The sequence below is a fragment of the Mycobacterium sp. 663a-19 genome, from assembly GCF_035616495.1.
In the GTDB taxonomy this organism is placed as follows: Bacteria; Actinomycetota; Actinomycetes; order Mycobacteriales; family Mycobacteriaceae; genus Mycobacterium.
Window position 1 is genome coordinate 20,063 of the sequence record NZ_JAPJAV010000007.1, and the last position, 13,348, is coordinate 33,410.

The window sequence follows — 13,348 nt, forward strand, 5'->3', positions numbered from 1 at the left end:
GCACTTCTAAAATACCGGCAGTTGCCGTCGCCATGCGATCCCGATTCGGCGGTCGCAACCGAACTAGTCGGTGGAGCCGCCGACCACCGCGTCGCTCGACGGCACTTCGCCGGCACCATCGCCCTGGGACTCATCCTGCTGGGATTGATCCTTCTGGGGTGGCGCGGCGCGCAACGCGGCGGCCAACCGCGCCCCAGTGTGGTTGACGTGCAAGACGAACGGGCGCAGCGGTGTGTAACACACCACGCTCACCGAACCCGGGTCGGCGGTGACGCGCTGGAACCCGTCCAGGTGCATGCCGTAGGCGTCGGCGATCACCGCCTTGATGACGTCGCCGTGGGTGCACGCCACCCACAGCGCATCGCCGCCGTGCTGATCGGCAAGCCGCTTGTCGTGCTCGCGAACGGCGGCCACCGCCCGCGCCTGCACCTGGGCCAGCCCCTCACCGCCGGGGAACACCGCCGCGCTGGGGTGGGCCTGAACCACCCCCCACAACGTCTCCTTCGTCAGGTCGCCGATTTTGCGGCCCGTCCATTCCCCGTAGTCCACCTCGGCGAGCCGCTCCTCGACGAGCGGCTCGAGGCACAACGATTCGGCCAGCGGCTCGACGGTGCGCCGGCAGCGCAGCAGCGGCGACGTCAGCACCGCGCGGATCGGCAGGTCGCCGAGGCGGTCGATCAGCCCTGCGGCTTGCTCGCGGCCCTTGTCGTCCAGGTCGACGCCCTCGGAGCGGCCCGCCAGAATGCCGGCGGTGTTCGAGGTGGACCGGCCGTGGCGTAACAGGATGACGGTCATGACACGACGACCGTACCCGGTGCGGGTGACCCGCGACCGGATGTGACTAGCGCGCGACCGGCACCGCGTGAGCGACCGAGTCGCGCACCGCCGCGGTCAGGCTCCGCTCGTCGGTGAGGTCGATGTCGAACAGGCTGCGGACCGCCCTCGCGACCACGTCCTCGGCCAGCGGAACCGGCCCGGAAAGCCGCGGCCGGTAAACTTCTACGACGAGCGAACGGTGCTCGATATGGAAGGAAAAACTGCGCCCATCACCAACTTGTCCGTACCCGCTGGCAAAAATTCCTGTCGAAATGTCTTCGACAGCAAACGCTTTGTCTGCAATGTGCCGGTCAACGATGACGGTCATATCGCGACCATACCTCTCCAGAACTACGCGATGTGTGCAACATGGCCATATTGGATGCGAAACCGTTTCCCAAAATTTGGGCTTCCTACACCCTCCGAAGGTTGATTGTTGCTGACACTGCGTAGCTGCTTGAAACGATCAGGTCAGCACTATTTATTTGGCCTCGTGCTTTTGCTGGCACTGGTCACCGGTTGCTCGTCGAACCCGCTTTCATCCGGAAACCCCCCGACGATCGAGCCGGCCCGGGCCGCCGAATCGCCGCCGGCGTCGACGAATCCGGCCGGTGTGGTGCGGGCGCTGGCCGGTCAGGCCCGGGCCGCCGTCGTCGACGGCGACACTCACCTGCTGGCGGTCCTGGCCCCCGGCGCCGATCCGGCGGCGCCCGCCGTCGTCACGGTGATCGGTGCGGCACAGGTCCCGGCGCGCGCGATCGCGCTGCCGGGCCCGGCGACCGCGCTGGCCGGCGACGGCCACGGCAGCGTCTACCTGGCGACCCGCGGCGGCTACTTCGTGGTCGATCTGACCGCCGGGCGCACCGCACAGGTGAACGTCGCCGGGGCGCAGCGGGTCGAATTCACCGCGATCGCGCGCCGCGCCGACGGCAAGCTGGTGTTGGGCAGCGCCGACGGCGCCGTCTACATCCTGGCCGCTCCGGGCGGCGGGGACACCGCGACGGTCGAGAGCCGGAACAAGATTTTCGCTCGCGTCGATTGCCTTGTGACACAGGGAAATACGACGGTGGTTCTGGATCGGGGACAGACCTCGGTGACCACGATCGGCGCCGACGGCCGTCCCGAGCAGGCGCTGCGGGCCGGCCAGGGCGCGACGACCCTTGCCGCCGATCGGCTGGGCCGCGTCCTGGTCGCCGACACTCGCGGCGGCGAACTGCTGGTCTACGGTGTCGACCCGCTGATCCTGCGTCAGGCCTACCCGGTGCGGCAGTCCCCCTACGGCCTGGCCGGATCGGGTGCGCTGGCCTGGGTGTCCCAAACCGCGTCCAACATGGTCATTGGTTACGATCTGTCAACCGGAATCCCCGTCGAAAGGGTGCGATACCCCACCGTGCAGCAACCCAACTCGCTGGCCTTTGACGAAGCGTCGGACACCCTTTACGTGGTGTCGGGGTCGGGTGCGGGCGTGCAGATCATCGAGCGCGCGGGGGCCGCATGACGCGCGCGCAACGGTGGGGCCGGCTGCCGGCGGGCTGGGACACGGAAATGTCCGACGAGTACGAGTGGATACCGTTACGTCTGCCGCCCGAGGTGACCCGGCTCAGCGCGTCCACCCGGCTGTCCATCGAGGCCGAATATCGCGGCTGGGAGCTGACCCGGGTGCGGCTCTATACCGACGGCAGTAGGCGAGTTCTGTTGCGCCGCAAGAAGTCTCGTCTGGACGGCGCCGGCTCCGCGGGCCGGCGGCCCGACCAGCCGGAACTGTGATGTACCGGCTCACCCGCCGGCTGTTGTTCCTGTTCCCCCCCGAGCGCATCCACACGCTGGTCTTCGCCGCACTGCGCGCCGGCACGGCAGTCGGCTTCACGCGGCACTTGCTGCGCCGACTGTTGGGGCCGATCGACCCGGTGCTGGCCAGCACGGTGTTCGGGGTCCGCTTTCCCGGCCCGCTCGGCCTGGCCGCCGGGTTCGACAAGGACGGCAGGGGGCTGCAGACCTGGGGCGCGCTGGGCTTCGGGTACGCCGAGGTCGGCACCGTCACCGCCGACCCGCAGTCCGGCAACCCGGCCCCGCGCCTGTTCCGGCTGCCCGCCGACCGGGCGCTGCTGAACCGGATGGGGTTCAACAACCTCGGCGCCGGGGCGCTGGCGATGCGGCTGGCCCGGCACCGGCCCGAGGTGCCGATCGGGGTGAACATCGGCAAGACCAAGGCGACCCCGGCCGCCGACGCCGTCGGGGACTACCGGACGAGCGCCCGGCTGGTCGGCCCGCTGGCGTCGTATCTGGTGGTCAATGTCAGTTCACCGAACACGCCGGGACTGCGCGACCTGCAGGCCGTCGAGTCGCTGCGGCCCATCCTGGCGGGCGTCCTCGCCGAGACGTCGACCCCGGTGCTGGTGAAGATCGCGCCGGACCTCTCCGATTCCGACATCGATGAAATCGCAGACCTGGCAGTCGAATTGGGCCTGGCCGGCATCGTGGCCACCAACACGACGGTGTCGCGCGACGGCCTGCTCACCCCGGACGTCGACGAGCTGGGCCCCGGCGGCATCTCGGGACCGCCGCTCGCGCGCCGCGCCGTCGAGGTGCTGCGCCGGCTCTACGCGCGGGTCGGCGACCGCCTGGCGCTGATCAGCGTCGGCGGCATCGAGACCGCCGACGACGCCTGGGAGCGGATCACCGCGGGCGCGTCACTGCTGCAGGGCTATACCGGCTTCATCTACGGCGGAGGCTTGTGGCCCAAGCACATTCACGACGGCATCGCCCGACGGTTGCACGACGGCGGGTTCGCCTCACTCGCCGATGCGGTCGGCTCGGCGGCGGCCTAATCGAAGTCAATCGACCCCAATAACTTCACTTGATGACATAACCGAAGCTAAGCCGGGGCGGTGACTTCAGTTCGCGCCATACGTCCCGACCTGCGCACAAATCAACATTAACTTCACTTAGTTCTATAAGTGAGGTTACACTGCGTTAGTGACGTCACTTCGGCCCATCACTTATGAGGACGTTCGTTCGGAACCACAGGGGATGCGGTACGCGAGCAGGGCGCTGCGGAAGTACGGCACCTATCACTCCGCCGTGCCGGCCAACATTGCCGACCTGGTCCTTGACTTGCCGCCGTCCGTGTTGGCAGAAGCCGAATCCGCCAGCCGCGAGATCACCCGCTTCGACGCCGAACTCGGAGGCGAAATCGCACCGTTTGCTGCCGTACTGCTGCGGTCAGAGTCCGCTGCCAGCTCGCAAATCGAGAACCTGACCGCGACAGCCCGCGCTATTGCCGAGGCCGAGCTGCCTGGCGGCAAGGCCAAGCACAACGCCGAGCTGATTGTCGGCAACACCGCGGCCATGCAAGCACCGGTCGCTCTGTCCGACAATGTTGACGCCGATGCCATCCTGGCGATGCACCGCGCGTTGGCCAACGAGTCGCGCCATACGCCAGGCGAATTCCGTACCGAGCCAGTGTGGATCGGCGGTGGCGCCACCCCCATCGGCGCAACATTCGTCGGCCCGCGTCACGAGCTGATCCCCGGCGCGATCGGCGACCTAATCGCCTTCGCGGAGCGCGCCGACGTTCCCGCACTGCCGCAGATCGCAGTGGCGCATGCACAATTCGAGACCATTCACCCCTTCACCGACGGGAACGGACGCACGGGCCGCGCACTGGTGCAAGCCTTGTTGCGCAACAAAGGTCTGACCCGCCAGGTGACGGTGCCGATATCGGCCGGGCTGTTGGCCGACACGGGCGCATACTTCGCCGCGCTGACTACCTACCGCGACGGTGACGCCGCGCCGATTGTCGAGCGCTTCTCACACGCCAGCGTCCTGGCTATCGCGAACGGGCGTCAGCTCGTCGCCGACATTCGCCGTATCCGGGAGACCTGGAACGGCGTGATCATCGCTCGGTCTGACTCGGCTGTTTGGAAGGTCGCTGATTTGTTGACCCGCCGCCCGGTCGTCAACGCTGTGCTCCTTGCGCAGGAGCTGGGCATTGAGTCCGCCAACGCTCACCGCTACCTCAACCCACTGGCCGAGGCGGGGATCCTCGTCGAGACGACCAGTGGGCCCCGCAACCGAGTGTGGCGTTCACCTGAAGTGCTCGCCGCACTCGACGCATTCGCCGAACGGGCCGGACGGCGGGGCTGACCGCCCGGCAGGACCAACACGCACCCGCGCGGTTCCACAATCCTTATTCGGAGCCGGCGCCGGCGCGGTCCGGTCCGCGGCTACGTCTGTTCGTAGGTGCCGTAGATGTAGGCCCGCGCGATCGCGTGCTGGAACAGGTTGAACCCCAGGAAGGCCGGGCTGGCGTCCTCGGGCAGGTCGAGCTTTTCGACGTCGACGGCATGCACGGCAACGTAGTAGCGGTGGACCCCGTGGCCGGGCGGCGGCGCCGCACCGACGTAGCGACGCATCCCCGCGTCGTTGACCAATTGCAGCGCGCCGCCGGGCAGCTCGCCGCCGTTACCCGCGTCCTCGGGCAGCTCGGTGACGTCGGCGGGCAGGTTGGCCACCGCCCAGTGCCAGAACCCGGACAGCGTCGGGGCGTCGGGGTCGTAGACGGTGACCGCGAAGCTGCGGGTCTCGTCGGGGAAACCCGACCAGCTCAGCTGCGGGCTGACGTCTTGTCCCCCGGCGCCCATGATCCCGCTGATCTGCGGTGTGCCGAGGGGCTGGCCGTTGGTGATCGAATTTGACTTCAGGGTGAACAGCGGCAGCTTGGGCAGGGCGTCGTACGGGTCGGTCGGCGAGCTCATGGACGATCCTCTCGTGACTTCTAGCAATTCGTGACTTCTAGCAATTCGTGACTTCTAGCAATTCGTGACTTCTAGCAATGTGTCAGGAAGCGGGCCAGCACGTCGGTGCCGAACCGCAACGCGTCGATGGGTACCCGCTCGTCGACGCCGTGGAACAACGAAGAGAAGTCTAAATCCGGCGGCAGCCGCAGCGGGCTGAAGCCGAAACAGCGAATGCCCAAGCGCGCGAAGGATTTCGCATCGGTGCCACCCGACAGCATGTAGGGCACCGTCCGGCCGTCCGGATCGACGGCCAGCACCGCCGCGTTCATGGCGTCGACCAGGTCCCCGTCGAAGCCGGTCTGATATGCCGGCAGGTCCCTGATCCACTCACGGGTCACGTCGGGGCCGATCAACTCGTCGATTTCGGCCTCGAACGCCGCCTGCCGGCCGGGCAGCACGCGACAGTCGACCACCGCTTCCGCAGTCGCCGGGACGACGTTGGCCTTGTACCCGGCCTTGAGCATCGTCGGGTTGGCGGTGTCGCGCAGCACCGCATTCAGCATGCGGGCCATCGGGCCGAGCTTTTCGACCGTTCCTTCCAGGTCGGGCGAATTGGTGTCGAACGTGAGGCCGGTTTCCTCGCTGAGCGCGGTCAGGAACTCGACCACCGGCTCGGTGAGCACGAGCGGAAACCGGTGGCGGCCCACCCGCGCGACCGCCTCGGCCAGGGTGGTGACCGCGTTCTGGTCGTTCACCATCGAGCCGTGTCCCGCCTTGCCCCGGGCGGTGAGCCGCATCCACTGGATGCCCTTCTCGGCCGTCTCGATCAGATACAGGCGCCGATCACCGCCGCCGGCCCGCGGCACCGTCAGGGAAAACCCGCCGACCTCGCCGATCGCCTCGGTGACGCCGTCGAACAGGTCGGGCCGGTTGTCGACCAGCCACCGCGCGCCGTACTGACCGCCGTGCTCTTCGTCGGCGACGAACGCGAACACCAGGTCGCGCGGCGGCACGATGCCGGCCCGCTTCAGGTGGCGGGCGACCACGATCATCATGCCGACCATGTCCTTCATGTCGACCGCTCCGCGGCCCCAGACATAGCCGTCCTCGACCGCCCCGGAGAACGGGTGCACGCTCCATTCGGCCGGTTCGGCCGGCACCACGTCCAGGTGCCCGTGGATCAGCAGTGCGCCGCGGGAGCGGTCTGCGCCCTCGAGTCGGGTGAACACGTTGCCCCGCCCGGGCGCCCCGGATTCGAGGTATTCCGTCTGGTAGCCGGCATCCGCGAGCTGCTCGGCGACCCACCGCGCGCATTCCGCCTCGCCCCGCGTGGTCCCGGGGTCGCCGGTGTTGGTGGTGTCGAACCGGATCAGCCTGCTCACGACTTCGACCACCTCGTCGCTGGCGTCGCTGGCGTCACCGGTCACAACCCCCTTTCCTACCACTGCCCCGGCCAACGGGCGCGGCGCGAGGCCCGGAGCTGGGTTGGGTGCGCGCCGACGAATCCGATAGCCTTAGCTGCCAGCCCATGCGGTTTGGTCTTGTCCGAGTGGCGGAATGGCAGACGCGCTAGCTTGAGGTGCTAGTGCCCTACTAATGGGCGTGGGGGTTCAAGTCCCCCCTCGGACACCCGTTTCCCGTTCGCGCACAACGTCATCCGGCGAGATCTTGCGGGCACACGTAGGCTGGACGGAGGCCGACAGCCGAGAGTGCAGACGATGAACCCACCTGGTGGCTTTCTCCGGCGGACAACGACGCGGACTTTCCGCGACCGCCGCGAAGCCGGGCGCGCTCTGGCCGAGGAGCTGACGTCCTACCGCGGCAAGGACAACGTGCTGGTCCTGGGGCTGGCGCGCGGCGGCGTCCCGGTCGCCTGGGAGATCGCCGCCGCGCTGGGCGCCGAGCTGGACGTGTTCCTGGTCCGCAAGCTCGGGGTGCCGCGCTGGTCCGAGCTGGCGATGGGCGCGTTGGCCAGCGGCGGCGGTGTGGTGATGAACGACAACGTGATTTCCAGCCTGCACATCACCGACGAGCAGGTGCGCGAGGTGATCGACAGCGAGACGGCCGAGCTCACCCGCCGCGAGCAGGCGTACCGGGGTGGACGCCCGCTGGCCGATCCGGAGGGCAAGATCGTGATCCTGGTGGACGACGGCATCGCCACCGGCGCCAGCATGATGGCGGCGGTCCGGGCGATACGGGCCGCCAAGCCGCAATCGATCGTCGTCGCGGTCCCGGTGGGGCCGGAGTCGGTCTGCCAGGAGCTGACGCGCGAGGCCGACGACGTGGTGTGCGCGACGATGCCGCCCGCGTTCGAGGCCGTCGGGCAGGTCTACAGCGACTTTCATCAGGTCAGCGACGACGAGGTGCGCGAGCAGCTCGCGACGCCGACGGGCTGACTCCTACTGGGCCGATTCGTCGTTCGCCTTGGTGACGGCGTCCTCTGCCGACTCGTCGGCGGCTTCCTCCGGGTAGTCGACGTACTCGCCGGTCTCGGCGGTCTCGGCTTCGGTGGTGGCTTCCTCGCCCGCGTCACGGTGCTGGCGCTCCCGCAACGCGTCGACGATCAGCAGCACCACGCCCACGACGCTGGCGGCGATGCACACCCAGGCCACCAGCTCGTTGCTGGTGACCACGGCGAACACCAGCGCAACGAGCCCGATCAGGGCCAATACCAGCGCAATGATCAGCATCGGTCATCCTTCGGCAACGGGCGAGACCGCCCGGCGCGGTCGATGGGCTAGTTGCTACCCCGATTGAACTGGTCGAACCCGCCGGCGTCCGCGCTGGAGTCGACGGGCGCCGCGGACCCGCGCTGGCCGAGCTCCTCGAGCTGGGATTCCAGGTAGGTCTTGAGTCGGGTGCGGTATTCGCGTTCGAACGTGCGCAGCTGCTCGAGCCGGCCCTCCAGCACCGTGCGCTGCTGGTTGATGGTGCCCATGATCTCGGAGTGCTTGCGCTCCGCGTCGGCCTGCAGGGCGTCGGCCTTCTCCTGGGCCTGGCGCAACTGCGCCTCGGAGCGGGTCTGGGCGTCGGCCAGCATGGCGTCGGCGCGCTGCCGGGCCTCGGCGACCGTGGACTCGGCGGTGCTGCGCGCCTCGCTGAGGATCTGCTCGGCGTTGGCCCGGGCATCGGCCAGCATCTTGTCCGACTCGGCCTTGGCGGTGCTGGTGAGCCGGTCGGCGGTGTCCTGGGCCAGGCTCAGCACCCGAGCGGCCTTGATGGCCTGCTCCTCGTTGGTTCCCGCCGACGCTGCCGCGGGCGCCGGCTTGGCGGGCTCGGGTTCGGGGACAGGAATCGCCTGAGTGGCCTGAGCAGCGACGGAGGGGCCGGCACCGCCTGCGGCGGCCAGTTCCCGGTCGAGCTCCTCGATCCGCTGGCGCAGATCGGAGTTCTCTTCGATGAGCCGCGTCAGCTCGTTCTCCACCAGGTCGAGGAAGGCGTCGACCTCGTCCTCGTTGTAACCGCGCTTGCCGATTGGCGGCTTACTGAACGCCACATTGTGAACGTCGGCTGGTGTAAGCGGCATTGTTGTCCCCTCAAGTTCCTGTCAAACGTTCTGGAAAGTGTAGAACGGAGTGGTAGCCGTTGTGCAACTGCCGTCCATCCTGTCACACCAGAACCGGCGGTTGCCGATTAGGCCAATAAATAAGAACCAATTTCAAACACTAAGAGCTACAAAATCCCAATCCTTAAAGTTTTTGAATTGCGCGCATCGAACCGACGCCGAACCGTGGCCGAACCGTCGCCGAGGCTCACGCCGCCGCACTGAACGCCAGTTGCATGCCGATGAACGCGACCAGCAGCAGCACCATGATGGACAGATCGAAGCGCACCGCCCCGATGGTGAGCTGCGGGATCAGCCTGCGCAGCAGCTTCACCGGTGGATCGGTGATCGACATGATGATCTCCAGGATCACCACGGTGATGCCGGTGGGACGCCAGTCGCGGCTGAACGAGCGGATGAACTCGACGACGACCCGCGCGATGAGCAGCAGCCAGAAGATGAACAGCGCAAACCCAAGGATCTGAAAGAACAGCACCAACGAGAGCCCGACCTTACCGAGGAACCTAACCGAGGAGATGTCAATCGCCGCACGCTAGCGCGGCAATCGCCAGCGTACCGACTGCGCGCGCGGCCACACATCAAGTGTGGGCCGCATCGCAGCGTGGGGGTCGGCGCCCGGCCCGCCATCCCGGCGGGCCAAACGAGGCTGAACGACGCTATTGGTAAGCGTAGAAGCCAGTTTCGGCGATCCGGCGACGCTCCTCGGGGGTCACGTCGACGTCGGCGGGCGACAGCAGGAACACCTTGGTCGCGACCTTGTCGAACGAGCCCCGCAACGCGAAGGCCAGGCCGGCCGCGAAGTCGACCAGCCGCTTGGCGTCGGCGTTGTCCATCGACACCAGGTCCATGATGACCGGGGTGCCGTCCCGGAACCGCTCGCCGATGGTGCGGGCCTCGCTGTAGTCCTTGGGCCGCAGCGTGGTGATTTTCGACAGCGGGTGGCCTTCCTCGAACATCATCGCCATGCGGCGGGGGTCCATCGCCAGCGCGCCGCGGGTGGAGCTGCGCAGCCACGACCCGAGGCGCGGCCTGCTCATCTCGGGCCGCTCGAAATCACGGGGGTGGACCGGGCTGTAGCGCGGCTCGTCGCCGTAGCCGCCGCGATACCCACCGGGCGGCGGGTAGTCCGCCTCGCCGCGCGGGTCGTCGTAGTCGCGCCCGTCGTAGCGGCCGTAGCCGTCGTCGAAGCGGGGGCGCGGGAAGCCGCGGGACGGTGCGCGGTCGTCGTAGTACTCGTCGTCGTAGTCGTCCATCGGGGCCATACCGAAGTAGGCCTTGACTTTGTGCAGTGTGCTCATTGCGTGTGACCCCTTCTAGCCCCTGGGAGTATTGGTGTCCGTGATGAAGATGTGACTACAGTGACTACTCACGGTGACGGTAGCCTCCGCGGACCCAATAGCGCGGTACCGACACGCACACACGTCGAACCATGTTTGACGGCAATTTCCAGATCGGCTGACATGCCGGCCGACAGTCCGACCGCGTCGGGGTGCGATTCGAGCACCCGGCGGTGCTCCGATCGCAGCCGGTCAAAGGCGTCGTCGGGGTCCCAGTCCAGCGGCGGAATGCCCATCAACCCGAGCAGCTGCAGGGCTTTCGCCTCCGCAACCTTGGCGCAAACCGCCTCGACGGCCCCGGGCTTGGCCACGTCGACGCCGCCGCGGGACGGGTCGCCGTCGAGGCTGACCTGAACGTAGACGCGCAGCGGGTTCTCGCGCTCTCCCGCGGCCAGGGCGGCCGCCACCGCCCGGTCCAGGGCGCTCACCAGCCGCACGCTGTCCACCGAGTGGGCGGTGTGCGCCCAGCGGGCCAGGGCGCGGGCTTTCTTCCGCTGAATCTGGCCGACCATGTGCCAGTTCACTTCCCGCCAATCCGCGCGTGGGGACGCCTGTGACAACCGCGCGAGTTCGGCCACCTTTGCCGCGGCTTCCTGTTCCCGCGATTCGCCAACTGAGCGACAACCCAATCGAGACAAAATCGCAACATCGGTTGCTGGAAAGAATTTGGTAATCGGAAGAAGTTCAATTTCGCCGACATTGCGACCCACCGCTTCCGCGGCCGCGGCAAGTCGCGAACGCACCGCCGCCAACGCATGAGTCAATTCCGATTCGCGGTTTCCCCGACTCCCCTCGACTGGCATGTCCACCGCCATGGCGGTCACTCCATCCAGACCAGCGACGCCAGCCGCCCGGTCGGTGCGCCCCGGCGATGGCTGAACAGGGTTGGGTCGTCCACCGTGCAGCGCGGATCGACGTCGATCGACGTGACACCCAAATCCCGCAGCTGGCAAGCGATTCCGGCCCGAAGGTCGAGCCCGGGGGTCCCTGCCGCGGTCGTGGTGCGGCTGCCCGGCAGCGCGGCCTCGACCTCGTCGGCCATCGCCGCGGGCACCTCGTAGTTGCGGCCGCTGACCGCCGGACCGAGCAGGGCCGAGGTGTCGCCCGGGTGCGCGCCGAGGCGCCGCATCGTCGCCACCGCGCGCGCCACCACCCCCCGCTGGGCGCCGACGCGACCGGCGTGCACCGCGGCGACGACGCCGGCGCGCGCGTCGGCGAGCAACACCGGCACGCAGTCGGCGGTCACCACCGCCAGCGCCAACCGGGGCGTGCCGGTCACCAACGCGTCCGTGCCCACCCCGCCGCCGACGGCGGCTCGCTGCGGCCCGTCGACCACCTCGACCCGATCCCCGTGCACCTGGTTCATCCACACCACCCGGTCGGCGCCGAGGCCGATGGCGGCGGCCAGCCGCGCGCGGTTGGCGGCCACCGCCGCCGGGTCGTCACCGACATGGTCGCCGAGGTTGAAGGTGTCGAACGGCGCCACCGATACACCACCCGCGCGGGTGGTGGTCACCCGCCGGATGCGAACGCTCACGCAGCTCAGTATCCGGATGCCGTTGCCCGCCAGGCGCCAGCGACGTCCGGCCGCGGCCGGTTTGTCGCGGACTGGCAAGCAAATTGAGACCCTCAGCGGCGCATGAAGGGCGGCACGTCGACGTCGTCGTCATCGCCGCCAATGCTCAGCGTCGAGCCGTTGGTATGCACCGGCACGCTGACGGCGTCGACGGGCTCGAACAGCGTCGAGCTGAGCTTGCCGGACTTGGCCGACTCGATCCGGTGCGCGCCGCCCTTCTCCCCGGCGGCGCCGCCGAGGAGGGGCTTGCGGCCGGGCCCGGCCGCGTCGAAGCCGGCCGCGATGACGGTGACGCGCACCTCGTCGCCCAGCGAGTCGTCGATGACCGTGCCGAAGATGATGTTGGCGTCCTGGTGGGCGGCGTCCTGCACCAGCGAGGCCGCCTCGTTGATCTCGAACAGGCCCAGGTCGCTGCCGCCGGCGATCGACATCAGCACGCCCTGCGCGCCCTCCATCGACGCCTCCAGCAGCGGCGAGTTGATGGCGATCTCGGCGGCCTTGAGCGAACGGCCTTCGCCCCGGGCCGATCCGATGCCCATCAGCGCCGTGCCCGCACCGGACATGATGCCCTTGACGTCGGCGAAGTCGACGTTGATCAGCCCCGGCGTGGTGATCAGGTCGGTGATGCCCTGCACGCCGTTGAGCAGCACCTCGTCGGCGCTGCGGAACGCGTCCATCAGGGACACCGCGGCGTCGCCCATCTGCAGCAGCCGATCGTTGGGGATCACGATGAGGGTGTCGCAGCACTCCCGCAGCGCGTTGATGCCGCTCTCGGCCTGGTTGCCGCGCCGCTTGCCCTCGAACGAGAACGGCCGGGTGACCACGCCGACGGTCAGCGCGCCCAGCTTGCGGGCGATGCTGGCGACGACGGGCGCCCCGCCGGTGCCGGTGCCGCCGCCCTCGCCGGCGGTGACGAACACCATGTCCGCCCCGCGCAGCAGCTCCTCGATCTCGTCCTTGGCGTCCTCGGCTGCCCTGCGCCCCACCTCGGGATCCGCGCCGGCGCCCAGGCCGCGGGTGGAGTCGCGGCCGACGTCGAGCTTGACGTCGGCATCGCTCATCAACAACGCCTGCGCGTCAGTGTTGATCGCGATGAACTCGACGCCCTTCAGGCCCTGCTCGATCATCCGGTTGACGGCGTTGACGCCGCCGCCACCGATACCCACGACCTTGATGACGGCCAGGTAGTTGTGCGGGGGGGTCATCATTCGTCTTCCTCCCTGGTGGGCTCCGTTCCCCGGTGGTGGGGGCGGTCCTGCCTGGCAAACTCTCAACCTCAACCAGAGAGTTAGAGTTATGTCAAGTAGTTCCGCGC

Annotated in this window: 15 protein-coding genes, 1 tRNA gene and 1 pseudogene; 6 read left to right on the forward strand and 11 right to left on the reverse strand. The window is 68.4% G+C overall.

Going from position 1 to position 13,348, the window contains the following annotated elements; genetic code table 11:
* Positions 1-63: 63 nt before the first annotated feature.
* Together OQ968_RS13750 and OQ968_RS13755 are read right to left on the reverse strand one after the other, a co-directional pair.
* Positions 64-795: a histidine phosphatase family protein gene (locus OQ968_RS13750; protein ID WP_324678691.1), complete on the reverse strand. Its 732-nt coding sequence runs from the start codon at positions 793-795 to the stop codon at positions 64-66.
* Between the two features lie 46 nt (positions 796-841).
* Complete coding sequence (locus OQ968_RS13755) at positions 842-1,144, reverse strand: hypothetical protein (RefSeq protein WP_324678692.1); 303 nt, start codon at positions 1,142-1,144, stop codon at positions 842-844.
* 129 nt (positions 1,145-1,273) lie between these two features.
* Here OQ968_RS13755 and OQ968_RS13760 point away from each other — a divergent pair, with 129 nt between their 5' ends.
* The 4 genes from OQ968_RS13760 (at position 1,274) to OQ968_RS13775 (ending at position 4,962) form a co-directional block, all read left to right on the forward strand.
* Positions 1,274-2,314 carry a hypothetical protein gene (locus OQ968_RS13760; protein ID WP_324678694.1) on the forward strand — a complete coding sequence of 347 codons (1,041 nt, stop codon included), beginning with the start codon at positions 1,274-1,276 and terminating at the stop codon, positions 2,312-2,314.
* Positions 2,311-2,583, forward strand: coding sequence for a DUF5703 family protein (locus OQ968_RS13765; protein ID WP_324678696.1), 273 nt, complete (start codon positions 2,311-2,313; stop codon positions 2,581-2,583). The genes OQ968_RS13760 and OQ968_RS13765 overlap by 4 nt, the downstream gene beginning before the upstream one ends.
* A complete protein-coding gene (locus OQ968_RS13770; RefSeq protein ID WP_324678698.1) occupies positions 2,583-3,644 on the forward strand; it encodes a quinone-dependent dihydroorotate dehydrogenase in 1,062 nt (353 codons plus the stop codon). Before OQ968_RS13765 ends, OQ968_RS13770 begins: the two co-directional genes overlap by 1 nt.
* A gap of 202 nt (positions 3,645-3,846) precedes the next feature.
* A complete protein-coding gene (locus tag OQ968_RS13775; RefSeq protein ID WP_420715913.1) occupies positions 3,847-4,962 on the forward strand; it encodes a Fic family protein in 1,116 nt (371 codons plus the stop codon).
* Positions 4,963-5,042: 80 nt separating this feature from the next.
* Here the strand turns inward: OQ968_RS13775 and OQ968_RS13780 are convergent, their stop codons facing one another.
* Both OQ968_RS13780 and OQ968_RS13785 read right to left on the reverse strand, forming a co-directional pair.
* Positions 5,043-5,573 carry a YbhB/YbcL family Raf kinase inhibitor-like protein gene (locus OQ968_RS13780; RefSeq protein ID WP_324678702.1) on the reverse strand — a complete coding sequence of 177 codons (531 nt, stop codon included), beginning with the start codon at positions 5,571-5,573 and terminating at the stop codon, positions 5,043-5,045.
* A gap of 71 nt (positions 5,574-5,644) precedes the next feature.
* Entirely contained in the window at positions 5,645-6,982 is a 1,338-nt protein-coding gene (locus OQ968_RS13785; protein ID WP_324678704.1) for a M20/M25/M40 family metallo-hydrolase, read from the reverse strand.
* Positions 6,983-7,098: 116 nt separating this feature from the next.
* On the opposite strand from OQ968_RS13785, the gene OQ968_RS13790 reads away from it, so the two are divergent.
* Both OQ968_RS13790 and OQ968_RS13795 read left to right on the forward strand, forming a co-directional pair.
* A tRNA-Leu gene (locus OQ968_RS13790) sits at positions 7,099-7,184 on the forward strand.
* Positions 7,185-7,264: 80 nt separating this feature from the next.
* Positions 7,265-7,951 (forward strand): annotated as a pseudogene (locus OQ968_RS13795) (phosphoribosyltransferase); the annotation flags it as partial.
* 3 nt (positions 7,952-7,954) lie between these two features.
* Here the strand turns inward: OQ968_RS13795 and OQ968_RS13800 are convergent.
* The 7 genes from OQ968_RS13800 to ftsZ form a co-directional block, all read right to left on the reverse strand.
* Positions 7,955-8,245, reverse strand: coding sequence for a hypothetical protein (locus OQ968_RS13800; protein WP_324678706.1), 291 nt, complete (start codon positions 8,243-8,245; stop codon positions 7,955-7,957).
* Between the two features lie 47 nt (positions 8,246-8,292).
* Positions 8,293-9,081, reverse strand: a complete 789-nt coding sequence (locus OQ968_RS13805; protein WP_324678708.1) for a DivIVA domain-containing protein — start codon at positions 9,079-9,081, stop codon at positions 8,293-8,295.
* A 226-nt stretch (positions 9,082-9,307) separates the two neighbouring features.
* Positions 9,308-9,598, reverse strand: a complete 291-nt coding sequence (locus OQ968_RS13810; RefSeq protein ID WP_324678710.1) for a YggT family protein — start codon at positions 9,596-9,598, stop codon at positions 9,308-9,310.
* Positions 9,599-9,776: 178 nt separating this feature from the next.
* Positions 9,777-10,418 carry a cell division protein SepF gene (locus tag OQ968_RS13815; RefSeq protein ID WP_324678712.1) on the reverse strand — a complete coding sequence of 214 codons (642 nt, stop codon included), beginning with the start codon at positions 10,416-10,418 and terminating at the stop codon, positions 9,777-9,779.
* 68 nt (positions 10,419-10,486) lie between these two features.
* On the reverse strand, positions 10,487-11,272 hold the full coding sequence (locus OQ968_RS13820) for a YggS family pyridoxal phosphate-dependent enzyme (protein ID WP_420715908.1): 786 nt from the start codon (positions 11,270-11,272) through the stop codon (positions 10,487-10,489).
* A 5-nt stretch (positions 11,273-11,277) separates the two neighbouring features.
* Complete coding sequence (pgeF, locus tag OQ968_RS13825; protein ID WP_324678714.1) at positions 11,278-11,994, reverse strand: peptidoglycan editing factor PgeF; 717 nt, start codon at positions 11,992-11,994, stop codon at positions 11,278-11,280.
* Positions 11,995-12,086: 92 nt separating this feature from the next.
* Positions 12,087-13,238 carry a cell division protein FtsZ gene (ftsZ, locus tag OQ968_RS13830; RefSeq protein ID WP_324679196.1) on the reverse strand — a complete coding sequence of 384 codons (1,152 nt, stop codon included), beginning with the start codon at positions 13,236-13,238 and terminating at the stop codon, positions 12,087-12,089.
* Between the last annotated feature and the right edge of the window lie 110 nt (positions 13,239-13,348).

What these genes read in the sequence shown, in the direction of transcription:
- OQ968_RS13805 (WP_324678708.1), bottom strand. Translation starts at nt 9,081, where the DNA reads ATGCCGCTTACACCAGCCGACGTTCACAATGTGGCGTTCAGTAAGCCG.
- ftsZ (WP_324679196.1), bottom strand. Translation starts at nt 13,238, where the DNA reads ATGACCCCCCCGCACAACTACCTGGCCGTCATCAAGGTCGTGGGTATC.
- OQ968_RS13750 (WP_324678691.1), bottom strand. Translation starts at nt 795, where the DNA reads ATGACCGTCATCCTGTTACGCCACGGCCGGTCCACCTCGAACACCGCC.
- OQ968_RS13800 (WP_324678706.1), bottom strand. Translation starts at nt 8,245, where the DNA reads ATGCTGATCATTGCGCTGGTATTGGCCCTGATCGGGCTCGTTGCGCTG.
- OQ968_RS13770 (WP_324678698.1), top strand. Translation starts at nt 2,583, where the DNA reads ATGTACCGGCTCACCCGCCGGCTGTTGTTCCTGTTCCCCCCCGAGCGC.
- OQ968_RS13775 (WP_420715913.1), top strand. Translation starts at nt 3,847, where the DNA reads ATGCGGTACGCGAGCAGGGCGCTGCGGAAGTACGGCACCTATCACTCC.
- OQ968_RS13780 (WP_324678702.1), bottom strand. Translation starts at nt 5,573, where the DNA reads ATGAGCTCGCCGACCGACCCGTACGACGCCCTGCCCAAGCTGCCGCTG.
- OQ968_RS13755 (WP_324678692.1), bottom strand. Translation starts at nt 1,144, where the DNA reads ATGACCGTCATCGTTGACCGGCACATTGCAGACAAAGCGTTTGCTGTC.
- OQ968_RS13765 (WP_324678696.1), top strand. Translation starts at nt 2,311, where the DNA reads ATGACGCGCGCGCAACGGTGGGGCCGGCTGCCGGCGGGCTGGGACACG.
- OQ968_RS13815 (WP_324678712.1), bottom strand. Translation starts at nt 10,418, where the DNA reads ATGAGCACACTGCACAAAGTCAAGGCCTACTTCGGTATGGCCCCGATG.
- OQ968_RS13820 (WP_420715908.1), bottom strand. Translation starts at nt 11,272, where the DNA reads ATGGCGGTGGACATGCCAGTCGAGGGGAGTCGGGGAAACCGCGAATCG.